The 22,068-nt window shown below is 58.9% G+C and carries 20 protein-coding genes, 1 tRNA gene and 3 pseudogenes; 9 read left to right on the plus strand and 15 right to left on the minus strand.

All coding sequences use genetic code 11. The features are described from left to right. Nucleotides 1–29 precede the first annotated feature (29 nt). Together queA and tgt are read left to right on the plus strand one after the other, a co-directional pair. Nucleotides 30–1,112 carry a tRNA preQ1(34) S-adenosylmethionine ribosyltransferase-isomerase QueA gene (gene queA / locus LPU83_RS50570; RefSeq protein WP_024314877.1) on the plus strand — a complete coding sequence of 361 codons (1,083 nt, stop codon included), beginning with the start codon at nucleotides 30–32 and terminating at the stop codon, nucleotides 1,110–1,112. Next, a complete protein-coding gene (gene tgt, locus LPU83_RS50575) occupies nucleotides 1,113–2,243 on the plus strand; it encodes a tRNA guanosine(34) transglycosylase Tgt (protein ID WP_024314878.1) in 1,131 nt (376 codons plus the stop codon). A 58-nt stretch (nucleotides 2,244–2,301) separates the two neighbouring features. On the opposite strand, the gene LPU83_RS50580 is transcribed toward tgt, so the two are convergent. The 6 genes and pseudogenes from LPU83_RS50580 to metG all read right to left on the minus strand — a co-directional run bounded on the left by LPU83_RS50580 (nucleotide 2,302) and on the right by metG (nucleotide 8,047). Further along, nucleotides 2,302–2,730 (minus strand): DUF4864 domain-containing protein, encoded by a 429-nt coding sequence (locus tag LPU83_RS50580; RefSeq protein ID WP_024314879.1) that lies wholly within the window; start codon nucleotides 2,728–2,730, stop codon nucleotides 2,302–2,304. Between the two features lie 76 nt (nucleotides 2,731–2,806). Next, nucleotides 2,807–3,196 (minus strand): annotated as a pseudogene (locus LPU83_RS50585) (helix-turn-helix domain-containing protein); the annotation flags it as partial. Between the two features lie 185 nt (nucleotides 3,197–3,381). After that, nucleotides 3,382–4,383 carry an IS30 family transposase gene (locus LPU83_RS50590; RefSeq protein WP_037069798.1) on the minus strand — a complete coding sequence of 334 codons (1,002 nt, stop codon included), beginning with the start codon at nucleotides 4,381–4,383 and terminating at the stop codon, nucleotides 3,382–3,384. Between the two features lie 428 nt (nucleotides 4,384–4,811). Then, nucleotides 4,812–5,702 carry an MBL fold metallo-hydrolase gene (locus LPU83_RS50595; RefSeq protein ID WP_024318881.1) on the minus strand — a complete coding sequence of 297 codons (891 nt, stop codon included), beginning with the start codon at nucleotides 5,700–5,702 and terminating at the stop codon, nucleotides 4,812–4,814. A 4-nt stretch (nucleotides 5,703–5,706) separates the two neighbouring features. Next, entirely contained in the window at nucleotides 5,707–6,489 is a 783-nt protein-coding gene (locus tag LPU83_RS50600; protein WP_024318882.1) for a TatD family hydrolase, read from the minus strand. A 7-nt stretch (nucleotides 6,490–6,496) separates the two neighbouring features. Continuing rightward, complete coding sequence (gene metG, locus LPU83_RS50605) at nucleotides 6,497–8,047, minus strand: methionine--tRNA ligase (RefSeq protein ID WP_024318883.1); 1,551 nt, start codon at nucleotides 8,045–8,047, stop codon at nucleotides 6,497–6,499. 238 nt (nucleotides 8,048–8,285) lie between these two features. Between metG and LPU83_RS50610 the strand changes: the two genes are divergently transcribed. Beyond that, nucleotides 8,286–9,086: a sulfite exporter TauE/SafE family protein gene (locus LPU83_RS50610; protein WP_024318884.1), complete on the plus strand. Its 801-nt coding sequence runs from the start codon at nucleotides 8,286–8,288 to the stop codon at nucleotides 9,084–9,086. On the opposite strand, the gene LPU83_RS50615 is transcribed toward LPU83_RS50610, so the two are convergent. From LPU83_RS50615 to LPU83_RS50630, 4 genes are all read right to left on the minus strand, one after another. After that, entirely contained in the window at nucleotides 9,087–10,112 is a 1,026-nt protein-coding gene (locus tag LPU83_RS50615) for a DNA polymerase III subunit delta' (RefSeq protein WP_024318885.1), read from the minus strand. It lies immediately after the preceding gene. Further along, nucleotides 10,105–10,788, minus strand: coding sequence for a dTMP kinase (gene tmk / locus LPU83_RS50620; RefSeq protein WP_024318886.1), 684 nt, complete (start codon nucleotides 10,786–10,788; stop codon nucleotides 10,105–10,107). The genes LPU83_RS50615 and tmk overlap by 8 nt, the downstream gene beginning before the upstream one ends. A gap of 115 nt (nucleotides 10,789–10,903) precedes the next feature. Beyond that, nucleotides 10,904–12,100 (minus strand): D-alanyl-D-alanine carboxypeptidase family protein, encoded by a 1,197-nt coding sequence (locus tag LPU83_RS50625; protein ID WP_082321260.1) that lies wholly within the window; start codon nucleotides 12,098–12,100, stop codon nucleotides 10,904–10,906. 69 nt (nucleotides 12,101–12,169) lie between these two features. Next, a complete protein-coding gene (locus LPU83_RS50630) occupies nucleotides 12,170–13,267 on the minus strand; it encodes a septal ring lytic transglycosylase RlpA family protein (RefSeq protein ID WP_024318888.1) in 1,098 nt (365 codons plus the stop codon). 653 nt (nucleotides 13,268–13,920) lie between these two features. Here LPU83_RS50630 and LPU83_RS50635 point away from each other — a divergent pair. After that, nucleotides 13,921–14,151, plus strand: a complete 231-nt coding sequence (locus LPU83_RS50635; RefSeq protein WP_024318889.1) for a hypothetical protein — start codon at nucleotides 13,921–13,923, stop codon at nucleotides 14,149–14,151. A 62-nt stretch (nucleotides 14,152–14,213) separates the two neighbouring features. On the opposite strand, the pseudogene LPU83_RS74115 reads toward LPU83_RS50635, so the two are convergent. The 3 genes and pseudogenes from LPU83_RS74115 to LPU83_RS50645 all read right to left on the minus strand — a co-directional run. Beyond that, nucleotides 14,214–14,429 (minus strand): annotated as a pseudogene (locus LPU83_RS74115) (non-homologous end-joining DNA ligase); the annotation flags it as partial. Nucleotides 14,430–14,639: 210 nt separating this feature from the next. Next, complete coding sequence (locus LPU83_RS50640) at nucleotides 14,640–16,022, minus strand: IS701 family transposase (RefSeq protein ID WP_037068948.1); 1,383 nt, start codon at nucleotides 16,020–16,022, stop codon at nucleotides 14,640–14,642. Nucleotides 16,023–16,821: 799 nt separating this feature from the next. Next, nucleotides 16,822–17,130: pseudogene (locus LPU83_RS50645) on the minus strand (DUF1515 family protein). Nucleotides 17,131–17,559: 429 nt separating this feature from the next. On the opposite strand from LPU83_RS50645, the gene LPU83_RS73460 reads away from it, so the two are divergent. After that, a complete protein-coding gene (locus LPU83_RS73460) occupies nucleotides 17,560–17,790 on the plus strand; it encodes a hypothetical protein (protein WP_051166803.1) in 231 nt (76 codons plus the stop codon). A 179-nt stretch (nucleotides 17,791–17,969) separates the two neighbouring features. Continuing rightward, nucleotides 17,970–18,833: a Hint domain-containing protein gene (locus LPU83_RS50655; protein ID WP_037069802.1), complete on the plus strand. Its 864-nt coding sequence runs from the start codon at nucleotides 17,970–17,972 to the stop codon at nucleotides 18,831–18,833. Nucleotides 18,834–18,861: 28 nt separating this feature from the next. Here LPU83_RS50655 and LPU83_RS50660 read toward each other — a convergent pair whose 3' ends face one another. Next, nucleotides 18,862–19,056, minus strand: a complete 195-nt coding sequence (locus tag LPU83_RS50660; RefSeq protein ID WP_024319155.1) for a hypothetical protein — start codon at nucleotides 19,054–19,056, stop codon at nucleotides 18,862–18,864. A 576-nt stretch (nucleotides 19,057–19,632) separates the two neighbouring features. Here LPU83_RS50660 and LPU83_RS50665 point away from each other — a divergent pair. Beyond that, nucleotides 19,633–19,722: transfer RNA gene (locus LPU83_RS50665), tRNA-Ser, on the plus strand. A 559-nt stretch (nucleotides 19,723–20,281) separates the two neighbouring features. Here LPU83_RS50665 and LPU83_RS75830 read toward each other — a convergent pair. Further along, nucleotides 20,282–20,428 carry an HNH endonuclease signature motif containing protein gene (locus LPU83_RS75830; protein WP_112334078.1) on the minus strand — a complete coding sequence of 49 codons (147 nt, stop codon included), beginning with the start codon at nucleotides 20,426–20,428 and terminating at the stop codon, nucleotides 20,282–20,284. Nucleotides 20,429–20,436: 8 nt separating this feature from the next. Between LPU83_RS75830 and LPU83_RS50675 the strand changes: the two genes are divergently transcribed. Together LPU83_RS50675 and LPU83_RS50680 are read left to right on the plus strand one after the other, a co-directional pair. Further along, complete coding sequence (locus LPU83_RS50675; RefSeq protein WP_231052288.1) at nucleotides 20,437–20,682, plus strand: hypothetical protein; 246 nt, start codon at nucleotides 20,437–20,439, stop codon at nucleotides 20,680–20,682. Nucleotide 20,683: 1 nt separating this feature from the next. Continuing rightward, nucleotides 20,684–21,622 carry a hypothetical protein gene (locus tag LPU83_RS50680; RefSeq protein WP_141652648.1) on the plus strand — a complete coding sequence of 313 codons (939 nt, stop codon included), beginning with the start codon at nucleotides 20,684–20,686 and terminating at the stop codon, nucleotides 21,620–21,622. Nucleotides 21,623–22,068: the final 446 nt, after the last annotated feature.

The following is a 22,068-nucleotide window of genomic DNA, read 5'->3' on the forward strand; positions in this document are numbered from 1 at the left end:
GCGGGTTTCGCTTTGCCCGGATTTGAGTGATGCGCGTAGACCTCTTTGATTTCGACCTGCCGGACGAGCGGATTGCGCTGCGGCCTGCCGACCCGCGCGACAGTGCGCGCCTGCTCGTCGTGGATCCGGCCGGCGAGGTACAGCTGTCCGACCATCGCATCAGCGATCTGCCCGATTTCCTGAGGGCAGGGGACGCGCTCGTCTTCAACGACACCAAGGTGATCCCAGCACAGCTCGAGGGCGTCCGCCATCGCGAAGGCGCCGGCGGTCAACAGGTTTCGGCGACGCTGCACATGCGCATCGGCGCCGGCCGCTGGAAAGCCTTCGCGAAGCCGGGCAAGCGCATCAAGATCGGCGATCGCATCTCCTTCGGCCATGATGGCAACAGCTGCCTGCTCGGCAAGCTTGAGTGCACCGTCGAGGAGAAGAGCGAGGGCGGCGAAGTGACGCTCGCCTTTGATCTATCCGGGCCGATGCTCGACGAGGCCATCCATTCCGTCGGACATATTCCGTTGCCACCCTATATCGCTGCCAAGCGCGCCGAGGATGAGCGCGATCGCGTCGACTATCAGACGATTTATGCTCGCGAGGAGGGCGCAGTGGCCGCTCCCACGGCCGGCCTGCACTTCACGCCCGCGCTTTTCGAAGCCATCGACAAATCAGGTGTCGAGCGGCATTTCGTGACTCTGCATGTCGGCGCCGGCACCTTCCTGCCGGTTAAGGCCGACGACACCGACGAACACAAGATGCATCTGGAAAGCGGCTATGTCAGCGCCGAGACGGCGGCAAGCCTCAATGCCGTCAGGGCGAGGGGCGGGCGCATCGTCTGCGTCGGCACCACATCGCTGCGGCTGATCGAAAGTGCTGCGCAGGAAAACGGCGAGATCCGCGCTTGGGCCGGCGCCACGGGCATCTTCATCACGCCGGGCTACCGCTTCAAGGCGGTTGACATGCTGATGACGAACTTCCATTTGCCTCGCTCGACGCTGTTTATGCTTGTTTCGGCCTTTGCCGGCTTCGAGACCATGCATGCGGCCTACCGGCACGCGATTTCGACAGGCTACCGCTTTTATTCCTATGGCGACTCCAGCCTTCTTTTCCGGAAAGACTAGATGACCGAGAACTTCCAGTTCACCCTCAAGAAGACCGATGCAGGTGCCCGACTGGGCGAAGTCTCGATGCCGCGCGGCACGGTCCGTACCCCTGCCTTCATGCCCGTTGGCACCGTCGGCACGGTCAAGGCGATGTATCTCGACCAAGTTCGCGAAACGGGCGCCGACATCATCCTCGGTAATACCTACCATCTCATGCTGCGCCCGACGGCCGAGCGTGTGGCTCGCCTCGGCGGCCTTCATAAGCTTATCCGTTGGGAGCATCCGATCCTGACTGATTCAGGTGGGTTCCAGGTGATGTCGCTCTCCGGTCTGCGCAAGCTCGACGAGCAGGGGGTGACTTTCAAGTCGCACGTCGACGGCAGCCTGCATCACATGTCGCCGGAGCGCTCGATCGAGATCCAGGGACTGCTCGGTTCCGATATTCAGATGCAGCTCGACGAATGCGTCGCGTTGCCGGCCGAGCCGCGCGAGATCGAGCGCGCCATGGAGCTTTCGCTGCGCTGGGCCGAACGATGCAAGGTCGCCTTCGGTAACCAGCCGGGCAAGGCTATGTTCGGCATCGTGCAGGGCGGGGATGTACCCTCGCTGCGGATCCGTTCCGCCGAAGCGCTGAGTGAACTCGATCTCAAGGGCTATGCGGTCGGAGGCCTCGCCGTCGGTGAACCGCAGGACGTCATGCTGAAGATGCTTGAGGAGACGCTGCCAGTTCTGCCGACAGAGAAGCCGCGCTATCTCATGGGCGTCGGCACGCCTGATGACATCCTGAAGTCCGTCGCGCGCGGCATCGACATGTTCGACTGCGTGATGCCGACCCGCTCCGGCCGGCACGGGCTTGCCTTCACCCGCCGAGGCAAAGTCAACATCCGAAATGCCCGCCACGCCGAGGATATGCGCCCGCTCGACGACCAGTCGAACTGCCCGGCCTCGCGCGACTACTCGCGCGCCTATCTGCATCATCTCGTCCGCGCCAACGAGGCGCTCGGCGGCATGCTGCTCTCCTGGCATAATCTTGCCTACTATCAGGAACTGATGCAGGGCATCCGTAAGGCCATTGCCGAAGGGCGCTTTGCCGACTTCATGGCGGAAACGCAGGAAGAATGGGCGAGGGGTGACCTGGAGCCCGTCTGAGACCGGATAGGCTCGCGGCGAAGGCATCATGGCGCACCGCAAGCCGCCTCACCGCCGCTCAGATGCCTTTGCTCTCGGTGTTCGGCACGATATGGACGCCGTTGATCTTGTAGCTTCCGTCGGGTTGACGCGCGATCTGGTAGATTGCGGTCCAATCCTTGCCGTCGCGGCCTGATATCAGAACCTCGTGGTAGATCATTGCGCCGTTGTCGATCGAGCGGCTGCGCCCGAAGGCATAGTTGCCTGGGTGATAGACCGGCTCGTAACTCTTCTTGACCATGGCGAAGAAGACATTCTTGTCGGGATAGATCGCCTTGATCCCAGGCGCGGCGTAGGAATAGGCCGCGTCGACGTCGTCGTTCAGGAACGCTTTGATCTGCGCCTCGATCATCGCGCGGGTCGTGTCGATCGGGTCCTCGGCGCGAGCGGTTGCGACAAGAGCGAGGAACGCGGCACACAGAATGAAAACTGCGAGAAAGGCGCGCATGGCAACGGCTCCGGCTGTCCTAGAGAACTCTAGGGCAGTCTACGCGCAAAGAAAGAGCATAGATCAGCAAGCGGGCGCGCTTCTTACGCTCGCGTCGCGAGACCCATATGCCGGCCTCTGTCATCCATTGCCGCAGCGTCTCCTTAGCGACCGAAATATGATGCAGTTCAATCAGCTTCTCGCGCGCTAGTGTCGGACCGAAATCCGGATAGCGGTCGCGGATCAGATCCAGCGCCGCATTGCGAAACTCCTCGCTGTGGCGCCGGTTGCTCGGCTGCGATCGCTTCTTCGAAACGAGGCCAGCTGGACCATCCCGGTCATAGGCCTGTAGTAGCCGATGGACCTGACTTCGACTAAGCGCGAGCAGCTCGGCGGCCTGGACGACGCTCAGGCGTTCATCACGGATCTTCTGAATGACTTCGAGGCGATGCAATTCTTTCTGCGACATGGTGATCATAAAGGACATGACGACTCCGACCGCTCATGGTCTCGACCAGGCTGAAGATCGTCATCCTTGCTCCCAACGTTGGCTTTGACCAGCGCGTCGAGAGGCAAGACTGTCGCATCTCTAACTGGCCCAACTGTCGCATTACTAAATAGCCCTGGAGAAGCTAACCCAAGTGCATCATGCCTGTTTTGCAGGATAGGGGATCACCCATCTTCGCGCAAATGCGCCATAAACACCTCGGTTGGCGTCCTGTATCCGAGGCATTTGCGCGGTTGATCGTTGATATGGCGCGTCAGATGGAGAAGGTCGCGTTGCGACACAATTGCCAGATCTGTGGTACCTGGCAGGTAGCGTCGAATGCGCTTGTTGGTGTTCTCGACGGTCCCTTTTTGCCAAGGCGCACTTGGGTCGCAAAACCAACTGCACGCACCGATCCCTTCTTCCAAAGCCCTGAACCCGGCAAACTCGGTACCGCGATCAAAGGTGAAGCTCTGACGCGCGTAGGCCGGTAAGGGAGAAAACGCTTTGATGATCTTGTCCATGATCGGGCGCGAGTGCCGGCTCGGATTCTTGATGAGAACAGTATAGCGGCTCTTGCGCTCGACGAGGGAGGTGACATTGGCATGGCCGAGTGGACGTTCGAAGATGAGGAGGTCGCCCTCCCAATGCCCAAACTGCGATCTATCTCCAATAAAATCAGGCCGTTGGGATATGCGGTGCGTGGCTGGAAACGCACCGTCCCGCGGCTTCCTGGAGCGCAGTGGACGACGTTTGCGGCGCGCTTCTGGCAGATACTGATAGAGACCAAGCCCATAATCTTCCTTGCTGTAGATGAAGCGATAGATTGTCTCCTTGCAAACGCGAACACGACTGACGCCGTCCGACAGCAGGCGTCCGGCAATCTGTTCGGGGGACCAGCGAGCTTCCAACTGGTTGATGATCTCTGTTCGCAAATTCGGGTGACGCCGCAGCTTTTTCAGCCGGCGACGTCGGTCCTGCGCAATGTCGTTCGCAACCGTGCTGTAGTAGCCGTCGTAGTCCGGCAGTTCACGATCGCGAAACGTGTTGCGCTTGATCTCGCGGTAAATCGTCGAGCGATGACGGCCAAGCCGACGTGCCATCTCGCTTACCGGAACTTTTGCCGCCACCAAGTGATGCAGGCGTCGGCGATCGGCGAGGGTGATCTGCGTATAGCATCCAGACATGCCAAAATCTCCATAGTGAAGCCATTGTAATCATTGGCATGTCGCACTTGGAAATAGAATGTACCCCCTTACATTCATAAATCGGATAAGATAGATTATGGAACTTCTGAGCCATTTTGTATTTGTTGCATTTGTTGCGTTTTCTTAAAATGGCCTGTTATGGGATCGTTTGAAGTCCATTCTGGCGTTGCGTTTGTGGGGCTCGCGGACCGCGGACACATGTGATGTCGAACATGTCGCGAGGCTGCTAGTTTCCTAGACGCCGCACGGCTTCTGGCCGGCCCGGACAGTACCGCGGATTTCGCCTTCCATGTCGAAGCGCTGTCCTCGAGCATCTGGTTCGAGATGTCACAAGGCTTACATCTCGGTTACCTCGTAGCGGCGCCTTCGCACCGCTCGTCCGACCTACTCCTCAGCGACTCGTGGCATCATGATCGCGGCCGTATGATGGACGCGGCCACGCCAGTTGATGTGAAATCTTGCGGGGCGTCAGGCGTTGCGAGTTCCGCCAGTTCGACATCGAAGCTCATCTGGTCGTAAGCCGGAACGACATGGTCCGGCGTTTCGGCCATAACCGTGTCGTAGTCGAGCGGCGTATGCATATGGGTCAGGATCGCCCGCTTCGGCCTCAGGCGATCGATCCAGTCGAGCGACTGCTCGAGTGATAGGTGGCTCGGGTGATAACGGTATTGCAAGGCATCGATGATGAGAACGTCGAGTTCCTGAAGCTTTTCGACAGTTTCAGGTGGAAAGTCACTGATATCACTGCAATAAGCGACATTGCCGACACGAATGCCGAGCGAGTGAATGTCGCCGTGCTGCTGCAGGTGCGGCCAGATGGAGATGGTTCCACCCGCGCCGCTGATCCGCAGCGGCACGTCGAGGCTTTCGATAACTTTCGCTTCGACGATCGGCGGATAGTTACTGCCGGGCGGCGTTTCGATGCAATAACCGAAACCCTGTCGAATGCGGTCCATGGTATCCGGCGTCGCGTGGATCGGAACCCGCTGCTGCGCGCCGTAGAAGTAGCCGCGTAGATCGTCGAGGCCATGAATGTGATCAGCATGCGCATGCGTATAGAGGACGGCGTCGATATGAGTGACGCGCGCGGCGATCATCTGCTCGCGAAAGTCCGGCCCTGTGTCGACAACGACGGTCGTGACGCCACCATTGTCGTCAAATTGCTGTACCATGAACGCCGCGCGGGTACGCCGGTTTTTCGGATTGGTTGGATCGCAGGCCCCCCAATCGCCGGTGATGCGCGGAACGCCGGGCGACGACGAACAGCCGAGAATGGTGAAACGCCGTCTGTAACCCACGCTGTCAGATCCTCGGCATCTTTGAGAAAATGCGGAATGCGTTTTCCGTCGTGATCCGTGCCATCTCGGCATAGCTGAGGCCGAGCGTCTCGGCCAGAACCTCGGCCGTGTTCACGACATAGGACGGCTCATTGCGCTTGCCGCGCCAGCGCTTCGGCGCGAGGTAGGGCGCATCGGTCTCGACAAGCAGGCGATCGTGCGGGACCGTCTTGGCAACGTCGCGAAGCTCCTCCGACTTCGGGAAGGTCAGGATGCCGGAAAAGGAGACGTAGCCGCCGAGTTCAACGCCGACCCTTGCGAGTTCGGCGCCCGACGAGAAGCAGTGAAGGATGAACGGGAACGCCCCCCTGCCCGTTTCCTCGGTCAGGATCGCCGCCATGTCTTCGTCGGCGCTGCGGCTATGGATGACCAGCGGGAGCTGCGTCTCGCGCGATGCGTCGATGTGGCGCCGCAATCCGGTCTTCTGGTCTTCCGGTTTCTGCGTGTCGTAGAAATAGTCGAGACCGGCTTCACCGATCGCCACGATCTTCTCATGGGCGTTGGCCAGCCGCACGAGATCGTCCGTCTGGATATCGAGCTCGTCGCCGGCGTTGTTCGGATGGGTGCCTACGGAGCAGAAGACCGACGGATATTTCTCAGTGATGGCGAGCAGTCCGTCGAGCTTGCGCACGCGTGTCGAAATCGTCACCATCTGCTTGACGCCAGCATCGTGAGCGCGCTTGACGATCTCGTCGCGCTCCTCCTCGAAGTCGGCGAAATCAAGATGGCAATGCGTATCGATCAGCATGACGTCCTCACGCTTCCGGCGCGATGTAACGCGGGAAGACCGGCTTCGGTGCTTCGAGCGGCGTGCCGACGACAAGGCGACCTGCTTCGCCGAGTGCCCCGAAGTCGCGCCTGTCCGCAGGCGCCGCGACGAGATCCAGAAGCTTGCCCGCAGATCCCGGCATAAAGGGCTGCAGCAGGATCGCGATCTGGCGAACGACCTCGGCGGTCACGTAGAGCACGGTGCCCATGCGCGCCGGATCTGTTTTCTTCAGCGCCCAGGGTTCCTGACCTGCGAAATAGCGATCGGTCTCCGAGACGACTGCTATGATCGAGGCCAGCGCGCGATGAATGAGCTGCTTGCCCATATCGTCGCGCGTCGAAGCGAGCAGCGCATCAGCCTGCGCCAGCATGGTCCTGTCTTCATCCGTCAGCGGACCGCATTCCGGGATCTTGCCGTCGCAATTCTTGACGATCATCGACAGCGAGCGGCTGGCGAGGTTTCCGATGCCGTTGGCGAGGTCGGAATTGATGCGGGTGCCGATCGCCTCTTCGCTGTAGCTGCCGTCCTGGCCGAAGGAAACTTCGCGCAGGAAGAAGTAGCGCACCTGATCGAGGCCAAAATGATTCACCAGATTGACCGGATCGACGACGTTGCCGAGCGACTTCGACATCTTCTCGCCCTTGTTGAGCAAGAAGCCGTGCGCGAAGACGCGCTTCGGCAGCGGCAGCTTCGCCGACATCAGAAAGGCCGGCCAGTAGACCGCGTGGAAGCGGATGATGTCCTTGCCGATGATGTGAACGTCCGCCGGCCAGTACTTCGCCCGGGGGCCGTTCTTGTTTTCGATGTATCCGGTCGCGGTGATGTAGTTGGTCAGGGCGTCGACCCAGACATACATGACATGTGACGGATCGTCCGGTACCTTGATGCCCCAATCGAAGGTCGTGCGCGAGATCGAGAGATCCTTGAGCCCTGACTTGACGAAAGAGATGACCTCGTTGCGGCGCTCGGCCGGCCCGATGAAATCCGGGTTGGCTTCATAGTGCGCCAGCAGCTTGTCCTGATACTCCGAAAGCTTGAAGAAGTAGCTTGCCTCTTCCACCCATTCGACAGGCGTGCCTTGCGGTCCGTAGCGCACGCCATCGGCGCGCAGTTCGGTCTCGTTTTCCTGATAGTAAGCCTCGTCGCGAACCGCGTACCAACCTGCATAAGAATCTTTGTAGATGTCGCCGTTCTCGGCCATCAGGTTCCAGATCTCACGCGAAGTCTCGTGATGACGCTCCTGCGTCGTGCGAATGAAATCGTCATTCGACGCGTTGAGAAGTTTCGCCATCGACTCGAATTCGCCGGAGTTGCGATCGGCAAGCTCCTGCGCCGAGATGCCTTCGGCGCGCGCCGTCTGCTGCATCTTCTGGCCATGCTCGTCGGTGCCCGTCAGAAAAAAGACATCCTTGCCGTCGAGGCGCTGGTAGCGCGCCATGGCATCCGTCGCGATCAGCTCGTAGGCATGGCCAATATGCGGCTTGCCGTTCGGGTAGGAAATCGCGGTGGTGATGTAGAAGGGTGTCTTGTCGGTCATGGCGGCCATTCTTGTCCGGCTTACTCTATAAAATTTGTCAGCCGCTCTTAGCGCATGTCATGGCGAAGCGAAATACCAAGTTTCGAAAGCATCGGCGATTTGCCGATCGCGGGCGTCCTGCACTTGACTCGATTTTAGGCGCATTCTACCCAAAGAAAACTCAAAGACGGGGCATCAGTGACGTGACATCCCCAGCACTCGGCAGCATCATTTCACGCGCAGGCTCGAGGTCGACCGTTTGACCACCCTTTCCAGTTTCGATCCCCTCTATTCGCTCTCGGGGCTTCTCGTCGGCGCTCTTGTCGGAATCACAGGCGTCGGCGGCGGATCACTGATGACGCCCTTGCTGGTGCTTGTCTTCGGCATTCATCCAGCCACAGCCGTCGGAACTGATCTGCTCTACGCTGCCGTCACCAAGACGGCCGGGACGGCAGTGCACGGCATGCACGGCAGGGTGAATTGGCGTGTTGTCGGCTGTCTTGCTGCCGGCAGCGTTCCAGCCGCCCTGCTGATGCTCTGGCTGATGGCAGGTGTCGACCGCAAGAGTGTCGACGTCGCCCACACGATCACGACAGCCCTTGGCTGGCTGCTTGTCATGACCGCATTCATGCTGGTCTTTCGCAAGCAGGTCCTGGCACTTGCGCTTCGCTCCATTGGGGAGCGCTCTTCGCCCAAGCCGATCACGATCGCCATCTGGACGACCGTGCTTGGCCTGGTGCTCGGGATCCTCGTGACCCTGACATCGGTGGGCGCAGGAGCGCTTGGCGTGACGGTGCTGCTCGTGCTTTACCCGCGCCTTGATGTTCGCGAGATCGTCGGCTCCGACATCGTCCACGCAGTGCCGCTGACGCTGATCGGTGGCATGGGCTACTGGATGATCGGCGAGATCGACTGGGGAATGCTCTTTGCCCTTCTGGTGGGCTCGATCCCCGGGATCATCGCCGGCAGCCTGATCGCGCCGAAGCTCCATGAACGGACAATCCGCATTGTACTCGCGCTGACGCTTGCCGTTGTCGCATGGAAGCTGCTCGTTACCTGATCAAGGACCGGGCTGCTTGATGTCTCCGAGGATGCTGAGGATCGTCTGCTTGCGATCCAGATTGTAGGCGTCCGAAACGCTTAGTCGCTCGCCTATGTCGGAATGCAGGCGGGCGAGCCGCTCCGCTGCAGCAACCTGGCCCGCAATCGCAGCGGCCCGTGCCTTGCGCGTCAGGTCTTCGGCGACATGGCTGGTGAAGAACTCAAAGATTGTATCGCTATCCTTGCCGGAAAGCGCATCCGCCAGCCGATGCATCGCCCTGCGGGCAGACGCTCCTTGCGCTTGCAGAACCTCGTTGTAAGCCTCGATGATCTCACCGCCGCCATAGTTCACCAGCTTCAGCGCTTCGCCTACGCTGCCGTTCGCAGCCGCAAACAGGTCGGGATCGCCGGCCTCGATGCCGAGATGTGCGAGCGCGGCGCCGAGGGCGCCGTCTTCAAGCGGCGCAAGCTTCAGTGGCAGGCACCGCGAGCGAATTGTCGGCAGCAGCTTGCCGGGCGCATGCGAAATGAGCAGGAACAGGGCGCGCTTCGGCGGCTCTTCAAGGATTTTCAGAATCGCATTCGCGGCATTGCGGTTCATGTCATCGGCCGGGTCGATAATGACGATGCGCCAATTGCCGGTGCCCGACGTTTGCGAGAAGAAGCGCCCTGCCCGTCTCACCTCATCGATCGTGATGGCAGATTTGACCTTCCCCGTCTTCTCATCAACGGGCCGCGCCAGGTAAAGCAGGTTATGCGATGCGCCCGAGGCGATCTGGCGGCTCACCGGCGAGGCCGGATCGGGATCCGCCAGCAGCTCCGGCGAACTAGCCGGATTGGGATGCGTCAAGACATGGTTTGCAAAGCGGAATGCCAGCGTTGCCTTGCCGATACCCGGTGGCCCCTCGAGCAGGATTGCGTGGTGGCCTTTGCCCGAGCGGTATGACTGCGCGAGGAATGCCTCGGCGTCTTCATGACCAAATAGCTTCATGTTCTCGGCTGGCCAAATGGCGCCGTCGAGCAATCCCGGCCGTTCATCACTCATGAGCTGCTTCCGCTACCTTCGCCGCAGCAGGATGCGACAGACGTTGCCAGATGATCTCGACAATCTCCGCGGCGATCGCTTCCTCGGTCTGCATCGCATCGATCACGCGGCAACGGTTGGGCTCCCGGGCAGCGATATCGAGAAAGGCTTCCCGGCGCTTCTCGTGGGTTTCCAGCTCTTCCTTCTCGAAGCGATCGGGGCTCACATCGCCAGCCGCACCGCGCCTGCGGGCCCGCTCCAGACCAGCCCGTGCCGGCAGATCGAGGATCAGCGTGCAATCCGGGACGATGCCGTTGACGGCGGCGCGCTGCAGCGCCTCGATGAATTCCGATTCGAGATTTCCGGTCACACCCTGATAGACGCGGGAAGAATCCATGAAACGATCGCAAAGAACCACCTTGCCACTCATGAGAGCCGGCCGGATGACTTCCTCTACGTGATCATTGCGTGCTGCTGCAAAAAGGATTGCCTCCATGCGTGTTCCGAAGGCTTCGGCAGCACCCGACAAAAGCACATGACGCACGGCTTCCGCACCTGGCGACCCGCCCGGCTCTCGCGTCAGCAGCACCTCATAGCCGCGACCACGAAGAGCCTCGGCAAGGCGACGGATTTGCGTCGACTTTCCCGCACCCTCCCCGCCTTCAAACGTTACGAACAATCCAGTACCGGATGGCAATGACTACTTCCTGCATTACGGCGCTCGCCCGCACCACTGCTGTACATCTACCGGAAGGCGGCGAAAAGCGAAACCGCCCGGCGACAACTCTCACCCTGAACGGCGAACATGGCGATCACGTGGGTTCGGGCTTATCCCACAGCCAGGAGAACAGCAACGTTTCGCCGAGCTCCATCAGAGCATCGACGGCGCGGCTGCTCAAAGAGCCGACCGCCACGGTCTCCTTCGTATAAAGCGGCACTTCACGCAACAGGCGGCCAGCCGCAAAGATGCGCAGCGTCCCTATTTCATGACCTGCCTCCACCGGGGCCATCAACGGCCAACGATAGACGATGCGCGCCGACAACCGCTCTGGATTGTTGATCGGGATATAGACGCTCACCGGTGTTTTCGCCACGAGATCGACGCTGCGCGACGTTCCACCGTAGACGCTGGCTTGGCCGATCACCTCAGCGTCGGCGAAAATCTGGCGGCTCTCGAACGCGGTGAGCCCCCATTCGAGCACGCGTTTGGCCTCTTCGGTGCGCTCCTTGTCGGAGGCAATGCCGCCCAGTGCCATAAAAAGCCGCCTGCCGTCGCGTTCGGCTGAAGCAACGATGGAATACCCTTCTCCCTCGGCAAAGCCGATCGCCAGGCCATCGACCCCCATGCCGAAACCGAGCAGCGGGTTACGGTTGCGCTGGAAAATCCTGTTCCATTCGAAATCGGGCTGCGCGAAATAGGGATAGAGGTTCGGGTAGGACTTTCGCAGTTCCGCGGCCAGCGTCACCATGTCAAGCGCAGTCGTCTTGCTCTTGCCGTCAGGCAGCCCGGTCGAATTCCCGAAGACAGATCGCTCCATGCCGAGCGTTTTGGCGCGCCGCATCATGGCCGCCGCAAAGGCCGGCTCACCACCGCTCATTCCTTCGGCGAGAATGATGCAGCTATCATTGGCGCCCTGAATGGCGACGCCCTTGATGAGATCCTCGACGCGGACATTCGACTTGAGCGCAGCAAACATTGTCGCCGTGCGCGACGGCGCGCCGCCCGTTCGCCAGGCGTATTCGGAAACGGGATATTGCGTATCGAGTGTGATCTGGTTCTTTGAGAGCGCGTCGAAGACGAGATCCACCGTCATCAGTTTCGCGAGCGACGCTGGCGAGAAGGCCTCATTCTCGTTCTTGGCAAGAAGCACGGTGCCGGTGGACGCCTCGATCATGTAGGCTTGCGCTGCCTTGGTAACAAATGACGCGTTGGTATCACTGTTTGCGGCAACGGCACCCGTTGCAAAAGGCAGAAGACAAACACAGAGGCGAACTAAACGCTTCAACACCGAAAACCCCACAGCACGGGCGACCTTGACGATGCTAACGGCGGACCGAGAGCGACGCAATGGCCGTCGCTACTCGCCGTGCGCGGCGGCCGCCTTCTGCCGCTTGAAGGACGCCAGGATGGAGTCCTGCTGCCCGTCGTTGCGAACCATCACTGCATCGAAAGCGAGTTCGACGGTAGCGGTCTTGGCACCCTCGTCCTGATACCCCATCGCGAGAGAACGCTGCCCTCCATAGGGACGTTCATATGGCAAAGGACCAAATTCCGGCAGAACGAGCATCTGCCCGGTCGTCGGCTCCGCCAACGGCGCGACGCCGCCAAAGGATGGAGAGCGCATCGGCGTCGGAACGGGCGCGGCATTGTAGCTGGCGCTCGGGGTCGAGCCGGCATAGGACGTCGCCGAGACCGGCACCGGGACACTCTCCGGTTCAGGCGTGAAGCCGCCGAAGCTCTGGAGTTGGTCTGCGGTTATGCGCTTGCTGTTGGAGGCAACCATGACGCCGGTGGCGATCTGCCCGCCGCCCGGGTTGATGCCCGGAATGCGGCTGCCCTTCGGCACATAGGAAGCCATCAGGTAGGGCATGTCGTGACCATCCATGCGGGCACGGCCAACATACTGGACGCGGACTTTTCCGGTACCACTATGCTGCAGGTCAAGCATATCCGCCGTCTTGTTGGACAGGTCGATGATGCGCCCTTCGTGATAGGGGCCACGATCGTTGACACGAACGATAATTGACGAACCATTTTCCGTATTCGTCACACGCGCATAGCTCGGCAGAGGAAACGTCGGATGCGCGGCGGAAAGGTGCATCTGGTCATAGACTTCGCCGTTTGCCGTCAGGCGACCATGAAAGGCCGAGCCGTACCATGATGCAATTCCGACCTTGCTGTACGAAAAATCTTCCTTGGGGTAATACCACTTACCCTTCACCACATATGGGTTTCCGACGAGATAACGGCCGCCGCCTTTCGGGATATTGTTGCCGGTGGCGACGCGCGGACTGGCCTTAACGCCGTATTCCTTCTCCGAGAAATATTCCTTGCCGTGAGTGCGTTTTGTCGGAGCCGGCGCCGTGCCACAAGCCGTCACCGTTGCGCAGATGAGCGACAGCCCAACCCATCGCATTCCCGTTGCGAATGACGCCGCCCCGTAGTCTCTTTTCATATGTCCCACGCCGCTCAAGACCGTTATGGTTAAGAAATCTGCCCCGATCTGGGCCAGACACCCCTAATCCCACCAACCTAACGAGACTTTAATCATGCGGCTTTCATGGCGAATTTGCGAAGCATTTCCCCGAGATAGGGAAAATTCTAACTAATATGGTTAATAGGTCACTAATTTAACACTCTAAGGAACACGCTCGGCGCGCGCCCAGCAGGCAGGTCGGCAAGGGAGCTCCTTTCCGTCGTAATCCGCCGAGCCGATAGAACCTGTTGACCTGCCCCCGAACGGCTTAAACGCTGCGTGGTCTGAGTTAACCGCGATGGGCGACAGTAGTAGAGGCGGCTCCGAAAGCCGCGTCTGCCGAGATCAGTGTCAATGCCAACGTGCAGGCGCCGACGTGAATGCGAAGCCCTTTCAGCCAGAACGAACGCTCAAAGTCTTCTCGCATCAATCGGCGACTGGGCTGGCGCACTCTAGAATATGATTGTCAAGCGGTCCTGGCATCCCGCCTTCGTACCTCAACCTGAGAAGCAGCACATCGTATCCTCTTTGCGCAGACCATGGCTAAATGCACGCCACTTTTGTCAATCTGTCGACCGATCCCCGGAACCTTTGGAGCTCCTTTTTTGTTTTCTACTCAGGAGGAGAATGTCATGTCGTCGAACGAGGCATTCAAAAGCCGGCTGACCGAGCTGGGGATCGTCTCACCCAAGCACGCGAAGGTCCGAGGGTTGAACAAACAACAACAAGAGCTAGTTTACGCCTACCGGCTGGGGAAGCTCGACGAAAAAACGTTCCAATTTCACCTTTTAGAAGATCCAGCGTTGGCCGAGTGGGTGCGACGGGTACTAGAAGCTGCAAGTCATGACCCCCTGAGAAAATGAATCGCTGACTCGTTCCCCAAACAGCACGAAGGTCGGCTCGCCAATGGGCACTGCTTGCGCGCCGTGAGGATCCGGACATTTCCATTGTTCAGGTGGAGGGCAATCCGATAGCCATCCCATTTCACTTCATAGGTCCAATCTTGACCGATCGGCGGGCGCGGCTTGAGAAGCGCGAGGCACGGTTCAACGTGAGCCGGCATTGGATCAAGGGGATGTTTCGGCTGGGAGGGGTCGCGCGGCTTCCGTGCTCGACTGCGAAGCGGCTTCTCATCTGCAATGAGGGACTTGGAACGAGGAGGCTTTTGACATCAAATAATTACGTCAGGCAAATCTTAAAAAGATAAAGAATGCGACACGACCCGAACCAGTACGATTCGAAATATAGGCGGCGAGCGCGTACGAGCGGCTGTAGTCTGTCGGAACAACGACCCGCCTGCATGGTTCCCTCCACGTTGCAATGACGCAACGACTAAGCTCGACTTTGTACATTATGCAGCGAAGCAAAGTGCTTGTGTCATCCGCTTGAGGCGGCTTGGTTGAGTTTCAGGAATGTCCGGGTCTGGCGGGTGCTGTCGATAAATATCCTGATCCCACAGGATCATGCGAACCGCACCGATGGCATCGGAGAAGGTGAACTCTGTTTTCTTGTACCAGGCGGCGGCATAGGGAAGGACGCCATGACCGAGCAGATCGCATGCCCAGAGTGTGACGAGGCTGTAGAGCGCCAGCAGCGACGGGGTCGTGCGCATGATGGCTTTGTCGTTCCACTGCCGTTGGGTTTCCACGCCAAGATGCGCTCGCGTTTCGGCGAAGGTGACCTCGATCTGCCAGCGCCGAACGAAATAGGCAATGATCTGAGCGGGCTCAAGGTTGACGTTGGTGCTCATGAACGCCTGGGGTTCACGACGGCCTGATGGATCGCGAACGAGAACCCAGCGAATTGGTCTTGGGGGCGTTCCACGCCGATACCAGAGGCCGGTTCCTGATGTGACATCAAGGGTTTTGTCGGTTTGCTTGCCGTACCAGGACGATGCGACGATGCGCTGCCACTCGGTCTTTGCGTCTTTGAGGAGCGTTTTCAGTTTCGGCAATGGCCTGCCTTTTTGCGCCGGTCGCCCGAGCGTATGTTCGTGCCGTTGATCTGGTGGAGCAAAGAGACTGGCATCCAGACGCAACCGCGTGATGAGAGTGGCCGTGTCGGGAAGAGCCGCAGCCAGTGTATGAACGGCAAAGCTGCTATCGCCGACAAAGATGATTTCGCGGCCCGGCAGCCAGCGGCAAAGCTGCAAGACGCCTTGCCTTGCCCAATCAGTCAGCAGCTTGTGCTTTCGGCCCTTCTTCTGATCATGGCGCTCAGAGGGACACAGGATCGTCAGCACCGGCAGGGCTTTAATACATTTTGCCCATGGGACAGGTGAAAGAACCATGAAGCTCAACCATCTCAAGCCGCTGGCTTTGACAAAGTGGCCATGGCTGGAGCGCACCGGGTCACGATAAATTCCACGCGCGGCGATGCGTTGGCCCCAACGCCGTTCGATTGTATCATCCATGCCAATCACGACAGGGCCCTCGGGCACGAGCCGGGCAACAATGATGGACAGCAGACGGGCCGCCAACGTGCGAGGGTTCCAGCGGGCTCGGTTGAGGAGTTGATGATAGGCGGCAAAATTACTTACCTCCGCGCGTCCGGTGATGCGCAGGCAGGCCGTCACCGTTCGCTTGCCAGGCGAAAGGAGCGCACCCATCACCAGGACCAGCAGATGCTCCCAGCTTGGCGCGGTAAACCAGAAACGAAACGGCGACAGCCATTTGCGAAGGATGTGGGGGACCGCGTCTCCCGGCTCACGGCTACAATCATGTTGTTCGCTCATCCATTCGTTCGAATCCGATCAAACGAATGGCGCAAGGCCGGGACCCTGCGGCGAATTGATTCACCCAGGGCTGCTCAGATGCCCCCGAAATCACCACCGATTTTGTACAAAGTCGAGCTAAGGAGGCGGCATGAAAGAGGCCGCGGCCGCTGAGAGAACGGATCACTGAGATGCAGGTGATGATCGAGGGACAGTCACACTTCCAGCCTAACGAAAAAAATGGTCGGCTTCCGCTGCATCGAACGCGCTTGTTTCAGTTTAGAACAATTCTTCGACAACCTCGACATGGAGTGGGAACAAATTGCAGTGTGCAGCGTTTACGGCTGGCTTGAGAAATGAAACCCCTCAAGCCCAACTCTCGACTCGGCCCCCGCAACCGCGACTGCGGGGTCTTTTGCGGCGCGTGATTGACGAGGTAACAGGAAACTCGAACCGCCTTGATGGCGCTCCTCCCCCGGGTAAGGGCGGCCCTCGATCTATACGACATAGAACAGCCATTGGTCGCCCAGGGATTCACGGAAACCGAGATCCTTGATGTACCGATCAATCTCACACACGAGTGATCGAACTTCTTCCCGGCAATCGGCTGAAAGTTCTATCAACTCGCTGGACATCTCGGTCTTAGCGCTTCGGTCCGACTAGCGATCTCGGCAGACGGGCGTAGTTTGTGGCTGTTCTGTCAGTGGCATGCAGGACAAGACGGCCCTGCCCTATGCGCAAACCCGCGAGGGCTTCCCTTCAGTGGACGTAAGCCGAACGTTACAGCCTCTGTCTAGATCGCCGCCATGTTCGCCCTGTCCTACCGGGCGATGACAGCGACCGCTATGCGACAGATGACGTCGGCAAAAGTGACACCCAGCGCCATGCTCCCGATGCCAATAACCCCGATCGCCCCTGCCCATCAGCTTCCAACGCTTCAGGTCATCGGTGACTGGACGCATTTCCGAGATGTCTTCCTGAACGGCAGCTACATTTCCTTCCACCTTTCCGACGCGATCAACGAGTTGATCCACGCGCTGATGCATCGTTGCCCGGCTTGCGACCGACTTCACTTCTGACGCGCGGAGGCGTCACGGAGGTTGCGCACTTCTGCCGGAACTTCACCCATTTGCTGGTGCGGATGGCAGTTGGCTTCAGGACCAGCACCAGCGTCGGGTGTGCGAAGTGATCGACGCGATCGTCGAAGCCGTTCATGCCGCCATTGGTCTTCGTAGTGATCGTCTCGATGTCGCCCTGATCGGCGAAGCGATTGAGGTTGTGGCTGCCCCAATACCAGAGCGGCACCAGCCCTTCCCATGGGTCGTTATCGGCTAGATCCGGATTGGCGACGAAGTCCGCCGGGTTGAAGCCCTTTGCCTCGGACCAGTCGTAGAACGCCTGATCGTTGGCTTTGCCGGTGAGCTGCACGCCGGTGCGACCCATATATTTCCGTCGCCATCGAGCGCCGGCGTGTTGCCGAGATCCGCGCGCGTGTCGTAGCAGGCCCGCGCCGGCGTCGGTCCCAGATCTCGCGATCGTATCGGAAGTCGCCGCTTTCATGCATAAGCTGCGCCAGGTACTGCACCACGCGGTGCACGCGGTCCATGCCGAAGTCCTCGCGATAGCGATCGAGCGACACCAGGACGGATTTCATGTTGGCTTCATTGACAGACTGGAGAGCGGTCGCGCGGATGTGCTGAACCGTAACGAGTACGTTCATTTGTTTTCTCCACAGATTGTGATGATTGCCGTTTTTGTTAAGCATCAAAAGACGAGCGGCGCCGGTTAGGGCGGTTCCAGCAGATAAACAAATAGTCCTAAAGTATAGTACCTAAGTACATCTGGCATCGCGCGGAAGACAGTCTAGAATTAATTGCTTCCTGTCTGGGTGAATACGACTGTCTTTTGTTCGGGATCTCATCCCACGGTATTCGGGGGCTCCCGTCCCTTTCTCAAAGGAGTGTCAGGATGTCTTATTTCAAAGATCCCAACCTGCCTCGCAATACTGCACGCCGGCGTTTTCTGGGAGTGGCGGCCGCGGCCGGTGCTCGTTTCGCGAGCGTGGCGGCCATTGCCATGGCGGCCTCATCGTCGCCAGCGCGCGCTGCGGGCCTGCATTTGGGATGGGGCAACGGCAACGGCAACTCCGGCGGCAACGGCAACTCCGGCGGAGGCGGGAGCAGCGGTGCGCAGTGCTTCCTGCGTGGTACGTCGATCCTCACGGATTGCGGTGAAAAGTATGTTGAGGATCTTCGGATTGGCGATCGCGTCGCTCTTCCGGGCGGAGACACCCGCGCGATCAAATGGGTTGGTCGCCAAGTGTTCAGGAAGGGCGGCGCGCACTGGCATGACGGTCTCGTGCCAATCCGAGTGGCGCGCCATGCGCTTGATAGTCGTACGCCACATTCGGATCTCTACCTGTCGCCTGGCCATGCGCTATTCCTGAATGGCGTTTTGATCCGCGTGAAGGATCTCGTGAATGGTACGACGATCGCACCGATCGCACCCCACGACGATATGACGATCGAGTATTACGCCGTCCTGCTCGCGACCCACGAAGTGATCCTTGCGCAGGGCGCTGCGGCAGAGACCTTCCATCCCTCGGATAGCAATCGCGAAAATTTCTCGAATTTTGCGGAATACGAACGGCTATATGCCGGTGAGGCGCGCGAGGAAATGACATCCTATGCGACAGTCCTTGGCGAGGAAGGCGGCTGGCAGCACCTAAGAGCTCTTCTTCTGCTCGGCGCTTCTCCCTTAGCGCCGATATTCGATCCATTCGAGGATGCTTGCGAGAAGATCGATGCCCGAGCCAAGGAGTTGCTGACCTGAACAGCCACTGGCTTTGCGTTGAATGCTCTCAGAACACCCTGCGGACGGGATTACACATGGCGGCCCCCTCGAACCCGGCGGCGGCCACGGCGAACCACAACTCCTCCTTGCCTGCTTCCTCGCTGCGAAGGCAACGAAACTTCGGCTCCTCGGCCTTCGTCACCTTCGCCAGACGCTCTTCGTTGCTTGGATTGAAGGCTCGTTTGTGTGTTTGAATGTTCAACGTTCAGCCCTCTTTTTGATGATGCTCCGCCCCTCCGGCGTCATGTGTACATAGGATGGTCGCCAGTTGATGGCGCCGGGGCGTAAACTCGCCTCGGCGGACCGAATTGGTACCAGTGACCATCAGGATCTAGGAAGTACTGCAGACCTTCGGTAGCGAAATGGCCTGCCATCTCGTCGAATAGCAGGTCGCAGATGAGGCCGCCGGATGGTTTCGCCGTGCTCATCGGGCGCCACGGGTTCTCCCGATCGTGCGCCTCTCGTTCTTGTCGCTCCTTGATCGTCATTGGCCATTCCCAGATAGGCAGCCGGATCGATGTGCTGACATCCCACTCCCACGTGACGCAGTTGCTTGCGGCCGGCGTGCATCAGAAGATTGCCAGCGAGCGTCTCGGGCACTCGACGACCGGAATCCCGCTTGACCTCGGGGGATGCAGGCAAACGCTGCAGAGCAAGTTGACGCAGCCATCAAAGCTGCTAAAAAGCCAGCCGTCGAGTGATCGGGTAGCAAATCGGTAGCAAACACCGATTCTTTGAAATCAACAAAATGTCGATTTCTCAACCTTATCAATTAGATGGAAGAGTGTCCGAGTGGTTTAAGGAACCGGTCTTGAAAACCGGCGTGCGGGAAACCGTACCGTGGGTTCGAATCCCACCTCTTCCGCCAAATCTCATTGATTTTGTTGTATTTTATTGAATTTTTAGACGAGAAATAGCGAGTTATCATAACGTGCTTCCAAGATCGTTTTGGCCGACTGGAACTATCCTACGTTACACCAGTTCTATCGATACAGCGCTTCAATTCCACGCTGTGGGACCAAGCATCGCCCAAATGCAGAGGTTCGCATAGGCCCGGCGCTGATTCCCCGTCCCCGCCGGGCTTTTACGAGGAACCTTTCACACCTCTGTGAGTTCTCCACCCACGCAATGAACTCCTAACAGGGCCATTGCGCGCTCTGGTTAGTCCCTCAACGCCAGCGCAAAAAGGCTCGGCGGTCCACGCGCCGGGCCTTTTCTGATGACGCCAGCTCACCGTTATAACGAATTCACGAAAAGGTTATTTCGACGGCAGAAGCAACAGTCCCGCTGCAATATAAGAAAAAAGCTGCCGGCATTCGCGCCCTCCTCACGTGGTACGCCCTGGTGCGGGCGTTGCCGTTGGTAGTGGCGAATGAAAGAGGCCAGCCCAGTCAGGGGGATCAGTCTGGCCGGCGCGCATGCCGCGCCTAGAAGAACTCGTCTCGTTTTAGGCTAGCGTAAGAAAGCCAGTCCCATTTGCCGCGGCTATCGTTGCAGGACTTACACGCTGCCGCGAAATTGTCTCTGTCGTCTTTGCCGCCATCGGGGTTGGGGAGTTCGCGATCTCGCTGCAAAGTCCGGTGTGACCGCGAATACGGTCAATCGTATTGAGAATGGCTCAGACGCGAAGCAGTCGACGATGGATGCCCTGGAGCACGCGTCGACAGCCGCCGGTGTCACCTTCATTGATGGCAACTACACGGGCTCTGGCGGTGCTGGCGTGCGCCTGACGCAGCCTACCGGCGCATCGATCGACATGAACACTGACGAAACCGTTCAGTACAAGGAGCACGTGACGAACGACGCTCCTCCTGGCGCGGGTGGCTGAGTTGCCAAGCAACGGCATCACCAAGCGAAACGTGTCGGCATCCAATGCAAAAAATGAACTAACGGACGGGTTTCCACTTTTCCTACTTGGCGTACTTGGCGGCGTAATCGTCCCGAGTGGGTTTATCGCCTACTCTGGCATTCACGTCGAAGACCTGGCTGTGAAAAGCATTTCATCCTCCGACCAGGCAACGCTTTACGCTGGATTCGGGGGCGCGGTCATGGGCGGCGTCACTTCATGGCTGCTGGCTTGGCAGACGGAGAGGCGCTCAGAAAGCCGAGAGCGGGTGAGGCAACTGGAGCTTGAAAGGGCTGCAGCATTGTCCCTGTTTCTCAAGATACAAGCAGTTTCCAATGGCTACTTCACCCATCGCGGCTACATGTGGAGCGGGCTAAACGAGGCGAACAATCACGGGCTTCTCCATGGAGAAATGTGGAAAAAGATTCGCCCACAAGCAGGAGCAACCGACGACGTTTCGAGCGTTACGTCTAATGAGTTCGTTCCCTTAGTCGAAGCGAAACGAGCAGACCTGATAAACGACTGTCAGCTCCTTTTTGCCAGATACCGATCCATTGCGGCGAGTTTGGACATTTACTCCCGAAAGCGGGAGGCGCTCCAAGAAAATATGAAGCCTTTTACGAAGCTCTCGGGGAAGAGGAAAGGTGAAGTAATTACTGTACTTCCAAAAGACCAAGCTCACGTCTTTGAATTGGCCGCGTTTGAATTGGAATCCCTAATTCGAGATATTTACAGCCACGTTATTGAGGACTTTGAGACCTCTAAGAACCTCTGTGAGGAGCTGTCTGTGGTCTTCAAAGCATATTTCAAAGAAACCGAATTCGTCACGATGTCGGCCAACGAGGCTGCGCCAGAGACCCAAGCGACCGCAGAAGAGCCCTGCCCGGTCAGTAGCTGCACGAGAGCGCGTTGGTCGGCCTGAAGCCGTCCGCGCAAGCGGGGTTCACGGAATTCCGTGGTTGATATCGAAAATCAGGCGGATTTGGATTTCGCGGCGTCGCCGTACAAGCTGAAGTAATCGCAGCCAAGCCGACCATCATTCCGGCCGCTATGAATGCCTGAAACGTGCTCATATGAGGTCTCCTCGCCGCGTTGCGTTCTAGACGCGAAAATGACGCGCCATCAAGCAGATGCGAGGGCTATCACGAACACTTGACCGCCCTCGGCCGACTCGCCTAGCTTCCGAACGCGGCCCACCAATCCGCATGCGTTCCGCCACCACCGGACAGTCACAGTCTGTCGGCGATCTCTGCCGCTCCTTGCCACCGACAAAGAATTCGCCATCACAGCCGCAGGCTATGGGTTCGATTAAAGGTACGGCGCTCTAGGCCTCTCGTTGGCCAAGAAACAGAACCCACGAGTCGGTGG

This window comes from Rhizobium favelukesii, from assembly GCF_000577275.2.
In the GTDB taxonomy this organism is placed as follows: Bacteria; Pseudomonadota; Alphaproteobacteria; order Rhizobiales; family Rhizobiaceae; genus Rhizobium; species Rhizobium favelukesii.

What these genes read in the sequence shown, in the direction of transcription:
- queA (WP_024314877.1), top strand. Translation starts at nt 30, where the DNA reads ATGCGCGTAGACCTCTTTGATTTCGACCTGCCGGACGAGCGGATTGCG.
- tgt (WP_024314878.1), top strand. Translation starts at nt 1,113, where the DNA reads ATGACCGAGAACTTCCAGTTCACCCTCAAGAAGACCGATGCAGGTGCC.
- LPU83_RS50580 (WP_024314879.1), bottom strand. Translation starts at nt 2,730, where the DNA reads ATGCGCGCCTTTCTCGCAGTTTTCATTCTGTGTGCCGCGTTCCTCGCT.
- LPU83_RS50590 (WP_037069798.1), bottom strand. Translation starts at nt 4,383, where the DNA reads ATGTCTGGATGCTATACGCAGATCACCCTCGCCGATCGCCGACGCCTG.
- LPU83_RS50600 (WP_024318882.1), bottom strand. Translation starts at nt 6,489, where the DNA reads ATGCTGATCGATACGCATTGCCATCTTGATTTCGCCGACTTCGAGGAG.
- metG (WP_024318883.1), bottom strand. Translation starts at nt 8,047, where the DNA reads ATGACCGACAAGACACCCTTCTACATCACCACCGCGATTTCCTACCCG.
- LPU83_RS50615 (WP_024318885.1), bottom strand. Translation starts at nt 10,112, where the DNA reads ATGAGTGATGAACGGCCGGGATTGCTCGACGGCGCCATTTGGCCAGCC.
- LPU83_RS50630 (WP_024318888.1), bottom strand. Translation starts at nt 13,267, where the DNA reads ATGAAAAGAGACTACGGGGCGGCGTCATTCGCAACGGGAATGCGATGG.
- LPU83_RS50635 (WP_024318889.1), top strand. Translation starts at nt 13,921, where the DNA reads ATGTCGTCGAACGAGGCATTCAAAAGCCGGCTGACCGAGCTGGGGATC.
- LPU83_RS50640 (WP_037068948.1), bottom strand. Translation starts at nt 16,022, where the DNA reads ATGAGCGAACAACATGATTGTAGCCGTGAGCCGGGAGACGCGGTCCCC.
- LPU83_RS73460 (WP_051166803.1), top strand. Translation starts at nt 17,560, where the DNA reads ATGCATAAGCTGCGCCAGGTACTGCACCACGCGGTGCACGCGGTCCAT.
- LPU83_RS50655 (WP_037069802.1), top strand. Translation starts at nt 17,970, where the DNA reads ATGTCTTATTTCAAAGATCCCAACCTGCCTCGCAATACTGCACGCCGG.